Genomic DNA, 11,639 nt, shown 5'->3' on the forward strand with positions numbered 1-11,639 from the left:
CCGGGACACTGACACGGAATTCACGGCCGGGACAAGGACGCGAAATGCCCCGGTTACGAAATACTTTCGCGAACTCGTGTCCATGCGCGCGAAACAGAGGGCGCGTCAGCCTCATGTCATGGTTGAGCTCTCGCGGAACACGGACGTACCCGCCCCTACGCCGTCAACCCGACCGAAGGACGCATGCCAGAGGTTGTTTTTGCTCTGCGGCCCGCTCGACAGCCCAAGCGCACCCGCCAGTTACGGGTGACGCACCTGGCCACGATCACCGAGATCTTCGACGCTCACGGCGGGCATGGCCGGCCTTTCCGGAGGGGAGTTCGGGTCAGCGCGGTGACGGGCCGGGCCAGATGGCCGAGGCGTCGTCGCGGTGCGGGTCGGGCAGCCGGACCGGGCGGACCGGGATGGTGTGTTCGCGTCCCTCGGTGACGGCTGTCCACGTGGCGGGGTGCCCGGAGTAGCACAGGGTGGTCAGGACGAACACACCGTCGGCGTAGATCTCGACGTACTCGCCGATGGTGAGGATGCGCAGCGTGGTGGCGGGGTCCGTCAGGACGGTTTCGCCGAGGCGGGTCCCGTCGGGGCCGGTGACCCAGAGGTTTTTTCGGTCGCAGCCCACGGCGAGTGCGGGATCGTTGCTGTCCGGGTTCTTCGTGCGCAGGGTGATGTCGACCGGCCCGGTTACGCGGATGTCGCCGACCGCGTGCGCGACGGGGCCGTTCGTCTCCTCACCGAGCCATGAGTTCAGGCCGGGCCACCATCCCAGGCGGGGGGCCGAATCGACGGGTATGACGAGGGACTTGGGCTGGGCGAGCATGCCGCGGCAGCGTTCCCCGGTGTCGGTGAGGCCGACATGGCGGGGCGTGGTGTGCAGTACGACGCGGGAGCCGTCGGGCGCGGCGATCACGCGCGGAGCGTAAGCGCCGGTCGGGCCAAGAGGGCCGCGCCGGGTCCAGGGGCCCCGCACGCTCGGGGCAGTCCATGCCTCGAAGCCACGGGTCGCGCCGACGGAGCCCAGCAGCAGCCAGGTTCCGTCATCGAGGCGTTCCAGGACCGGGCACTCCAGCTCGTCGACGTCGCCCGGGGAGATGAGCGGCGGGTGGACGGTCCAGTGCTCCAGGTCGTCGGAGCTGGCCCAGGCGACGCAGCCGCTGACCTCGGCCGGGAGGGAGGCGTCACTGGCACAGACGACCATGAACCAGCCGTCCGACTCGTCGTCGCGTACGACGAACGGGTCACGCCAGCCCATGCGTTCACCGGTGCGGTACCAGCGCGGATCCGCCTCGACGACCGGCACGGTCCCGTGGCGCCGCCATCCGGTGCCGTCCGTGCGGTCGGAGTACGCCAGCCCGACCGACTGGAGCGGCCAGCCGTCCGGCGTGAGACCGGAGACGCCTGTGTAGAACATCGCCATTCCGTCGCCGTGCCGGATCGGATGCATGGTCCACACCGCCTGCTGGTCGAATCGGCCGGGCAGTCCGTTGCCGAACGCGGTGCCCTGCGGCTGCCAGCGGACCAGGTCGGTGGAGGTGGCCCGGCCGAAGGAGGTCTCCATCCGCAGATGGTCGAACTCCGGTGTCCAGGGCCCCTGCAGATGCAGCACCGCGTACGTGCCCTCCTCGTCGCGCAGGACGGCGAAGTCGTTCACACAGAGGCCGGGCGGGGCGTATCGCATGCACAGTTCCTGTCGCTCCACAGCGCCCAAACGTGTGCGCTGACACTTGACAACAAATAGGTCCCCTGGGGATCGGCCCAAGTAGATATGAACGCAAACGCTTGCGCAACAGCATGGGCGGGTTTACGGTCAGTCACTCAGAGATCACATCGACGTGAAATCAGCGGGAGGAATCCGCCGTGACGGCCAGCATCACCGATGTCGCCCGCGCCGCCGGAGTCTCGGCGTCCACCGTGTCCCGCGCGCTGCGCGGCCGGCCGGGAGTGTCGCAGGATGTACGGGCGCAGATCGCGGCGCTCGCCGCCCAGCTCGGCTACACCGCCTCACGCTCCGCCTCCAGCCTGGCCAGCGGGCGTACCTTCACCATCGGGGTCGTGGTCCCGTATGTCGGCCGCTGGTTCTTCGGCACCGTGCTGGACGCCGCCGAGAAGGAGTTCAGCGCCGCCGGCTACGACGTACTGCTGTACAACCTGGGCTCGCCGGAGACGCGCAAGCGTTTCTTCACCAGGCTGCCGGTCCGCAAGCGAGTGGACGCGGTGCTGTCGCTCCTCATTCCTGACGACGCGGAATCGGCCGGGCTGCGCTCTCTGGGGGTGCCGCTGGCCACCACGGTCGGCGGCGCCCGGCCCGGCTTCACCGTGGTCGGTATCGACGACCGGGCCGGCGCCGAGAGTGCCGTACGGCATCTGGTGAACCTGGGCCACCGCCGCATCGGCATGATCTCGGGTGCCAGTGGGCCGCTGCACTGGACCACGCCCGTCGAACGCCGCAACGCCTACCTGGAAGTCCTGGCCGACGCCGGGGTGGAGCACGATCCGGCACTGGAGGCGGACGGCGACTACACGGTCGAGGGCGGCGAGCGGGCCATGACCGAGCTGCTGGCCGCCTCCCGCCCGCCGACGGCGGTGTTCGCGCAGTCCGACGAGATGGCGATGGGCGCCCTGCGTGCCCTGCGCCGCCACCGGCTGAAGGTCCCGGACGACGTGTCCGTCGTCGGATTCGACGACCACGAACTCGCCGACGTGGTGGGCCTGACCACCGTCGCCCAGCCGGTCGCCCGGCAGGGCACCGAGGCCGCCCGGCTGCTGCTGCGCCAGCTCGACGAGCCCGACGCCGAACCCCCTGCCGAGCAGGTGCAGATGCCCATCCGTCTCGTCCTGCGCGAGACCACCGCCCCGCCGCGCCCGCGCGGACCGCAGTAACTCCCTGAGCCCCACACCCCACGCCCGGAAAGCACGTCAGCCCCCCGAACCCTCGGCCAGCACGGAGGCACAGCCATGAGCTCAACCAGCAGAAAGTACCGCCGCGCCGTATGTACGGGCCTGGCCCTGGCCCCCCTGGTGGCACTGGCCGCCTGCGGCTCCGGCGGCGGCACCGATGCCTCCGCCGAGGCCGGCAGCGGCAAGGGCACCATCAGTGTCTGGGCCCATCAGGGCCAGAAGAACGAGGCCGGTGCGCTGCAGAACGCGGTCAAGTCCTTCAACTCCTCGCAGAACAAGATCAAGGTCGACCTGAAGTTGATCCCCGAGGCCGACTACACCAAGACCATCACCGCCACCGACGCCGCCGAGCTGCCGGACGTGATGGAGTTCGACGGCCCGACCATGGCGAACTTCGTCTACAACAAGAAGCTCGCCCCGATCGACACCTACGTCTCCGCCAGGACCATGGACAACGCCACCGACGCGAGCAAGGCGCAGGGCGAGGTCGACGGCAAGCACTACGGCCTGGGCATGTTCGACTCCGGGCTCGGTATCTACGGCAACAAGAAGCTGCTCGACGCGGCCGGGGTGAAGTACCCGACCGGTCTCTCCGACGGCTGGACCGCCGAGGAGTTCACCGCCGCGCTCAAAGCGCTGAAGGCCAAGGACTCCGACGGCAGGACCCTCGACCTCCAGGAGACCGGCGGCTATGCGTACGAGTGGGGCACCTACGGCTTCGCCCCGATCGTCTGGTCCGCCGGAGGTTCCCTCCTCAAGGACGGCAAGGCGGAAGGCGCCCTCGACACCCCGGCCGTGATCTCGGCCATGAAGACCTTCCAGTCCTGGAAGACCTACGTCGACCCGAACACCGACGGCAACGCCTTCGCCAAGGGCCGCGTCGCCCTGAGCTGGGTCGGCCACTGGATGTACCCCGCCTACAGCGAGGCCCTCGGCGACGAGCTCGTCGTGCTGCCGCTGCCCGACTTCGGCAACGGCCCCAAGACCGGCCAGGGCTCCTGGGCCTGGGGCATCGGTGGCGACACCAAGAACGCCAAGGCCGCCGGCACATTCCTGGACACCCTCCTGAACGACGCCAACGTCACCGCCATGACGACCGCCAACGGGGCGGTGCCCGCCACCAGGACGGCGCTCGCCACGAGCAGCCTCTACAAGCAGGGCGGCCCGCTCCAGCTCTTCGCCGACCAGCTTGCCAAGCCCTGCGGCGACAGCGACATCACCAAGTCCTGTGTCGCCGTCACCCGCCCGGTGACCGCCGGATACCCCGTGATCACCTCGAAGTTCAGCGAGGCCCTGAACTCCATCTACGGCCGCGCCGACCCCAAGGACGCCCTGGAGAAGGCCGCCCGCGCCATCGACCAGGACTTCTCCGACAACGCCGGCTACAAGATCCCGTAGGACCCAGCGGAGGGGCGGGCGCGGCTGCCGCGTCCGCCCCCTCCGGGAACAGGACCCTCCCGTGATATCCGTGGAACCCGCGCACTCCGCGCCGCCCGGCCCTGAGCAGAGCCCATCCGTGACACCCGTGAAGCCCGCGCGGTCTACGCGATCAGCGCGGCCGGGCCGCAAGAACCGCGACTGGCCGCACGGACTGCTCATGTCCGCCCCGGCCGTCGTCGGACTCATCGTCTTCGTCGGCGTGCCGTTCGGTTACGCCGTCGTCCTCTCCTTCTACAACGTCCGCCTCGGCTCCCCGCTGGAACCGACCTGGTTCGGTGTCGAGCAGTACCGGCGGCTGTTCACAGACCCCGACCTGTCCGGCCCGTTCCTGAGGGCGCTGCTGAACAACCTGACCTTCGCCGCGGTCGTCGTACCCGTCCAGACGGCCCTGGCCCTCGGGCTGGCGATCCTGCTCAACCGCAAGCTGAAGGCGATCGGCCTGTTCCGGTCCCTGTTCTTCATGCCGGTCGTCTTCCCCATGGCGCTCGTCGCCGTGATCTGGCGGCTGATCCTCGCCCGCAGCGACCAGGGAATGCTCAACTCCGCGCTGCACGCGGTGAGTTTCGGCAACTGGGGCGCCTTCGACTGGCTCGGCGACTCCGCCACCGCGATGGCCTCGATCATGGTCCTGTCCATCTGGCAGGGCGTCGGATTCCAGATGATCATCCTCCTCGCCGGCCTCCAACAGATCCCGGGCGAGCTCTACGAGGCCGCCGAGCTCGACCGCGCCGGCCGCTGGCAGCAGTTCCGCCACGTCACCCTGCCCGGTATCCGCGGCACCCTCGTCTTCGTCGCCATGCTCACCTCGGTGCTCTCCTTCCGGGTCTTCGACCAGGTCTACGTCCTGGTCCGAGGCGGCGGCCTCGACGAGGACGCCACCCGCACCGTGATGTACCAGGCCGTCACCACTGCCTTCGACCAGAACAACATCGGCCAGGCGTCCGCGATCACCGTCGTCTTCTTCCTGATCGTCGTCGTCCTGACACTCATCCAGCGCCGCGTCGTCCGGCCCGGAAACGAGGACTGACTCCATGGGCACGACCCCTACGTCCCTGCGCCGCTTCATGGACTACGCCGTACTCAGCGTGCCGGCCTTCGTCTTCGTACTGCCCGTGATCTACCTGTTCCTGGGCAGCCTCAAGCCGTCCGACGAGGTCCTGGGCGGCCTGTCGGGCTTCCTCCCCACCAACCTGTCCTTCGACAACTACTCCGCCGTTCTGAGCAGCCTCAACTCCGACAGCACCGGCTACTTCTGGCGCTTCATGGGCGTCTCGCTGCTGCTGGCGTTCGTCGTCGTCACCGGCGGCCTGTTCGTCAACTCGATGGCGGCGTACGGCCTTTCCCGGCTGAAGTGGCGCGGCCGTGAAGCCGTCTTCACACTCATCCTGCTGCTGATGCTGGTCCCGTTCGAGTCGGTGGCCGTGCCGCTCTTCTACATGTTCAACGACCAGCGCAACACCCTCTACATCCTGGCGCTCCCGTTCATCGCCAACGCCTTCTCGGTCTACCAGTTCCACACGTTCTTCCGCTCGATCCCACCGAGCATCGAGGAAGCCGCCCGCATCGACGGGGCGGGCCCCTGGCGCACCTTCTTCGCCATCGTCGTCCCCATGTCGAAGCCGGCCTTCGCCTCCGTGGCGATCCTGACCTTCCTCATCCAGTGGGGCTCCTTCCTGTGGCCGGTGCTGATGGTCTCCGACCCGTCGGTCCGTCCGCTGCCGCTGGAGATGAGTGTCTTCCAGGGCCAGCAGCCCCCGGACTGGGGCCAGATCCTGGCCTTCGGCGTCCTTCTGGTCCTGCCCGTCCTGGTGGTCTTCGCCTTCTTCCAGCGCTGGTTCGTCCAGGGCGTCGCAAGCTCTGCCGTCAAGGGCTGAGCGAAAGCCGAGAACCTGTACGTCTCGGCCGTCATGGCACGATGCGTGCCAGGTCCACTCTGGACTGGATGGCGAGCTTGCGGTAGATCTGGCGCAGGTGGAAGCCGACGGTGTGCGGGGAGATGAACAGTTCGCTCGCGACCTGGCGGTTCGTCAGCCCCTGTGCGACGAGCCGGGCGACCTTGGTTTCGGTGCTGGTGAGGCTGTCCCAGCCCGTTTCGGGCCGGCTTTCGTGGCTCCAGTGGCGGCGTCGGACTCCGAGTCGCCGCAGCTTGCGCCGGACCCGCGCCGAGTCCCATTCCGCACCCACCTCCTCGTAGATCACCATCGCGCGGTTCAGTTCCTTCACGGCCTGCTCGCGGTCGGTCTCACGCCGGAGTGAGCCGAGGTCTTCGGCGACCGAGGCCACTGCCCACGGATCGCCGTAGAACTCCCCGAGCCCGGCGAGCGCGGTGAGATCGCCGTCCAGCAGCGCCCGGCCGTGCCGCGCCGCCGCCACCACCGGGCCGTGCGCCTGATTGACGGAGGCGAGCTCCTCGGCGGTGGCCACGATCCGCTCCGCGAACGGCCGCTGGTCCACCGCCAGCGCGGTGCGTACCGACCACGCGATGCCCACCGGCGCTTCGAGCACCAACTGCCTGCGCAGGGAAGAGTCCTGTGCCAGCTCGCGTATCTCGTCGATCGCCGCGTGCGCGCCCAATTTGGCCGAGGACACCAGACCGGTGAGCAGTCGCCGCATCGCCGACCACCAATGGACCAGTTCCGGGGGCATCGACTCGTCCAGCCGCCGCAGCCCGTCGGCGGCCGCGGCCAGGTCACCACGGCGTAGCGCACAGAAGACCAGAACGGCGCGGAGCGGGGGGTCGTAGAGCGGCATCTCCGCCCGCCTCGATGCCGCGAGTCCCGCGGCCGCCTCCGTCTCGGCCGCGGCGATGTCTCCCTTGACGAAGAAGATCATCGCGCGCAGGGCCAGCGGGACCGGGGTGAGCACACCCGTGCCGTCACAGTCGATGGTGCGGCGGGCGGTGTCGGCCGCGGCCAGCGCCTCGTCGACCCGGTGGAGCCTGGTCAGCATCCACGCCTTGGTCCACAGTGGATCGCTCTGGCAGGTCTCGGTAAGCTGCCCACGCAGCCCCACCGCGTCCTCTACGCGGGCGAGCGCCTCGTCGATCCGGCCTTCGCGCCACTTCGCCATCGCCCGCACATTCAACGCCGCCACCCGCACCTCGACGGTGTACGCGCCGGTGGCAGCGAGCACCCGGTCGGCCAGGCCGACCTTCGCGGCCTGGTTGTCGTGCGACAACGTGTTCAGCACCAACAGTTCGAGGCTCGGGTCCGGACCGTCCTCGGGAGCCGTGGCGGAGAAGGCCTCCTGAGAGATCTGCCGCGCGGCGGAGGCGTCGCCGCGCAGCATCAGCGCCATGGCCAGCCAGGTGCGCAGCGGGCGAATGGACTCCACCGGGGCGGGCCCGGCCGCCTGCAGCAGTTTTTCGGCGAGTTCGGCGGCCTGGGTGAGCCTGCCCTGCCGGACCAGACCCGCGGTGGCCGTGGTCCCCAGCGCGAGGTGTTCGGGCCCGCCGGGCTCGGTGACCCCCAGGCCGCGAAGGGCCAGCGCGGCGGCCGACTGGGGTGACGACGGCAGCAACCGCCGCGCCGCCTCGCCGATGGTGGCCACCGCCTCGGCGTCACCGGCCTCCGTGCAGTGCACCAGATGCACCGCCGCGCCCACGGTCGGCTCCCCCGCCCTGGCGAGCAGCATGGTGGCAGCCTGCTGGTGCAGCATCGACCGCAACGGCGCCGGGACGGTCCCCAGCACCGCACGCCACACCGGTTCGCGGTGGAACACGAATCCCTCGCTGTCGCTGCTGAGCAGCCCCGCGTCCATCGCCTCCTGCAACGGCCCCAGCAGTTGGACGGGAAGTTCGCCCAGCATCTCCGCGAGGTCGCGCGGGGCGAATCCGCTGCCCAGCACCGCTGCGACCTGCAACATGTTCTGCGCCCGCTGGGACAGCTCGTCCAGCCGGCCGCGCACCGACCGCAGCAACGGCTGCGGCAACCGCCCGACCGGATCCTCCGCGACGGCCACGGCGATGCCCGAGGTCATCGGCCCCGAAGCCAGCGACGCGCCCCCGTCACTGATCGCCACACAGTGTTCCTCGCGCAGTTGGTGCACCAGGTCCACGATCGCCTGCGGGGTGCCGCCGACGCTCTCGCACAGCTCCACCAGGTCCCTGTCGGGAACCGCGTCGAAGAGGTCGCCGACAAGGCCGACGACGGCGTCACCGGGCAGCGGGCCCAGCGGCCCGAGCCAGTCGCTGCGGTGGGCCCGGGCCATGCCCCGCAGCACCAGGCTGCCGGCCGACTCGCCCCGCTCGGCACGCAGCGCGAACAGCCACAGGACCGGCGAGTCGTCCAGTTTCGACATCAGGCCGCCGAGCGCCCGCAGCACCGCCGGGTCCGTCCACTGCGCGTCGTCGAGCACCATCAGCACCGGGCCACGCCGGAGATCGCCGTCGAGCTCCGCCTCGACCTGCGCGGCCAGCCAGCTGATCCGGTCGGTGTCGTGCCGGCCCTGGCGGGGGCCGATCATGGTGAGCGACTTCGGCACGCCGTCGAGCACCGCGAACCCTTTCCGCTCGGCCAGCGCCATGGCCTCTAACAGCAGCCTGGTCTTGCCGGTGCCGACGCCGGACTCCAGGACCACCAGGTGTCCCCGGTGGTCCTCGGACGTCGCGCGCATCAACTCCTCGATGCGGTGTACCTGTTCTTCACGGCCGTGCAACGACCAGCTGACCGACTGCGTCTGCGGTGTCGCCGGCTCCGTGAGCTTCTCGAGAATCCGAGGCTCCACATTCTCTCCCTTGTCGGCGGTGCACATCTGCTGTCGTCAGTCCCTGCGAGGGCGGCGGGCGGCCGCAGGGACACGGGTTCGCTGAGCCTCCTGTCCGCTCGGCCCCGGAACACGATTTTGCCCGCCGTTCATCTGCCTCACCCCGGAAATTCATGCCCGCAATGGGTATCCGGCGGCGAATCGAGGGCTCGGGTAAAGAATGGGAAACTTCGCGCCCGTATACGCCGGACTAGGTGGAATGTTCGATACGTTCGACAGTGAACGAATCCGTCACAGATGCCAAGATCAGCTATCTGGGTACGCTCTTGACTGAATTCTTCGGGCCTCGACCGGGGCGGACAGCCAGAACAGGCGTCGCAGAGCACACGGGGAAAATCAGCCGCACGTCACACCGAAGGCGAATGCGATCTTAACGCGAAAATTACTCGCGCTACGGTAGGCGTGCTTCAGCCCGGGAATTTCCGGCACAGAGAGGAATCATGCGCCCGGCGAACTCGGCGGCAGGGCGGTGACGATACGTCACATGATTCACGCACGTTGATCATCAATCCTGGCTGCATACTCGCGCGCCGGGGGTATTCCTTGCCTGTCCACGTTGACGGCTGCCAGAAGACCATAAAAACCAACGGCAATTAATTTGAAGTCACAAGCACTACACGGAGTCAGGGATCGGGCCGGGCCCGCCTACGGAGGAGATGCGCGCCTGCCGGATCTCGGTCGGTGTTCGCCGGAGCTACCTCAGTCCAGTGCCGCCGGCCTCGGGAGGTCGCCCCAGTCCGAATCCGGCGCCGCCCGCTTCTTTCCCATCCAGTGCCGAACCGGCTCGCACCGGCATATTCGTCCTGGGAATTTCATGATTTTCATGGCATCCCTGGACCACCGGGTCACGGTTTCCGACAAAGGGAGCGCCGACTGGAAGACCGGTTCCACTGGCCCCAGGGCCGGCCTGGTGATGACGGGGGGAGCCGATCCTGGCCGTCATATGGCGCGAGAGCCCGGTACCACCATTCCCTCTCCAGGAAACGCTGGGAGATCTACCTAAATGAGCCAAACATCCACTCGCTGAGTAATCCACCACAGCCTCCTCACGAGCCAACGTCGATATCGCGGAACCGGGCGTGGGCCGATTCACCTCTGGTCAAGCCGAAGTAAAATCAACCTAGCATCCGGAAGAGCCATTCCGCTACGTCGCGAATCCCACAGCGCCGACGCCACACCGGATGACAGGAGTGTGGCTTTCCTTGCGAATTCGCAGGGAAAGCCACACTCCTGTCATCAGGCTGTTACCGGGCGCCCGCGCGCACCGGCAGGCTGGTCAGCCCCCGCAGGAGGATGCTGCTGCGCCACCTCAGGTCGCCCGGGGCCACCGCGAGGGTGAGCTCGGGGAACCGGTCCAGCAGCACACGGAAGGCGATCTCGCCCTCCACCCTGGCCAGCGCCGCCCCCAGGCAGTTGTGAATACCGTGCCCGAAGGAGAGATGACCGCCCTTGGGGCGGCCAACGTCCAGCTCTCCGGGCCGGTCGAACACCTCCGGATCACGATTGGCCGAGCCGATCCCCAGCAGGACCAGCTCGCCTGCCGGGATCGTCGTGTCGCCGATGGTCACCGGCTCGGCGGTGAACCGCATGGTGGCCATACTGACCGGGCTCTCCAGGCGGAGGAACTCCTCCACCGCGCTCGGGAGCAACGCCGGGTCCGTACGCAGCCGCGCGAGTTGGTGCGGGTCGCGCAGCAGGGCCAGCACCCCGTTGCTGATCAGATTCGCCGTGGTCTCGTGCCCGGCCATCAGCAGCAGTGACGCCATCGAGGTGGCCTCGTCGGGCGAGAGTTGGTCGGCACCCTCTCCCGGGGCCAGGATCGCGGAGAAGATGTCCTCGCCGGGAGCCGCCCGTTTGGCGGCCACCAGCTCGTCCAGGTACTCCCGCATGGCCGCCGCGGCCGCCATCTGCTCCTGCGGCGTCGCCGACGTCAGCATCGTGTGGGACCACTCGCCGAACTCACGTCGCCGGTCGTCCGGCACGCCGAGGATCTCGCAGATCACCGTCATCGGCAGCGGGAACGCGTACTCCTCGATCAGGTCGACCGAGTCCGCCCCGGCGGCGAGCTTCGCCGCCATCGCCTCGGTCAGATCGGTGGCCAGTTGCTCGATGCCCGGGCGAAGCCGGTCGATGGCCCGTCCGGTGAACGCCTTGTTCACCAGCTTGCGCAGCCGGGTGTGCTTGGGCGGGTCCGAATTGAGCATGTGGTCGTGCAGGCCCATGTCCAGGTCCACGGCGTCCTCGGGCAGTTCGGCGGCGCGCCGGAGGATCCTGGCGATCTCGCCGCCGTCCTTGCTCAGCCGGGGGTCGGTCATTCCGGCGCGCACGTCCGCGTATTTGGTGACCAGCCAGAACGGCGGCGCCATCGGCACCCGCACCCTGGTCACCGGGCGCTGGGTGCGCAGCAGTTCGTAGAGCTGGTACGGATCGTTCATGAAGGCTTCGTCGAGATCGACCACTCCGTCGCCGGAGTCGGGGATCGTGTTTCCGGCCGGGCACTGGGATGTCGTCATGTCAGGGGTACTCCTCTGGGTCGTCGG

7 protein-coding genes are annotated in these 11,639 nt (G+C 68.7%); 4 read left to right on the forward strand and 3 right to left on the reverse strand.

What is annotated here, in order from left to right:
* Window positions 1-325: 325 nt before the first annotated feature.
* Entirely contained in the window at window positions 326-1,675 is a 1,350-nt protein-coding gene (locus ACIQD6_RS09435) for a mucin-1 (RefSeq protein WP_401880147.1), read from the reverse strand.
* A 179-nt stretch (window positions 1,676-1,854) separates the two neighbouring features.
* Between ACIQD6_RS09435 and ACIQD6_RS09440 the strand changes: the two genes are divergently transcribed.
* From ACIQD6_RS09440 to ACIQD6_RS09455, 4 genes are all read left to right on the forward strand, one after another.
* The gene (locus ACIQD6_RS09440; RefSeq protein ID WP_401880149.1) at window positions 1,855-2,877 is read left to right on the forward strand and encodes a LacI family DNA-binding transcriptional regulator; all 1,023 of its coding nucleotides are present in this window, start codon (window positions 1,855-1,857) and stop codon (window positions 2,875-2,877) included.
* Window positions 2,878-2,952: 75 nt separating this feature from the next.
* Window positions 2,953-4,293, forward strand: a complete 1,341-nt coding sequence (locus tag ACIQD6_RS09445) for an ABC transporter substrate-binding protein (protein WP_401880151.1) — start codon at window positions 2,953-2,955, stop codon at window positions 4,291-4,293.
* Window positions 4,294-4,354: 61 nt separating this feature from the next.
* Complete coding sequence (locus tag ACIQD6_RS09450; RefSeq protein WP_401880152.1) at window positions 4,355-5,362, forward strand: carbohydrate ABC transporter permease; 1,008 nt, start codon at window positions 4,355-4,357, stop codon at window positions 5,360-5,362.
* 4 nt (window positions 5,363-5,366) lie between these two features.
* Window positions 5,367-6,209: a carbohydrate ABC transporter permease gene (locus ACIQD6_RS09455; RefSeq protein WP_401880154.1), complete on the forward strand. Its 843-nt coding sequence runs from the start codon at window positions 5,367-5,369 to the stop codon at window positions 6,207-6,209.
* Window positions 6,210-6,240: 31 nt separating this feature from the next.
* Here ACIQD6_RS09455 and ACIQD6_RS09460 read toward each other — a convergent pair whose 3' ends face one another.
* The gene (locus tag ACIQD6_RS09460; RefSeq protein WP_401880155.1) at window positions 6,241-9,060 is read right to left on the reverse strand and encodes a LuxR C-terminal-related transcriptional regulator; all 2,820 of its coding nucleotides are present in this window, start codon (window positions 9,058-9,060) and stop codon (window positions 6,241-6,243) included.
* 1,283 nt (window positions 9,061-10,343) lie between these two features.
* Window positions 10,344-11,612: a cytochrome P450 gene (locus ACIQD6_RS09465; protein WP_401880156.1), complete on the reverse strand. Its 1,269-nt coding sequence runs from the start codon at window positions 11,610-11,612 to the stop codon at window positions 10,344-10,346.
* Window positions 11,613-11,639 lie beyond the last annotated feature (27 nt).

The organism is Streptomyces sp. NPDC088400, assembly GCF_044753355.1.
Lineage (GTDB): Bacteria > Actinomycetota > Actinomycetes > Streptomycetales > Streptomycetaceae > Streptomyces.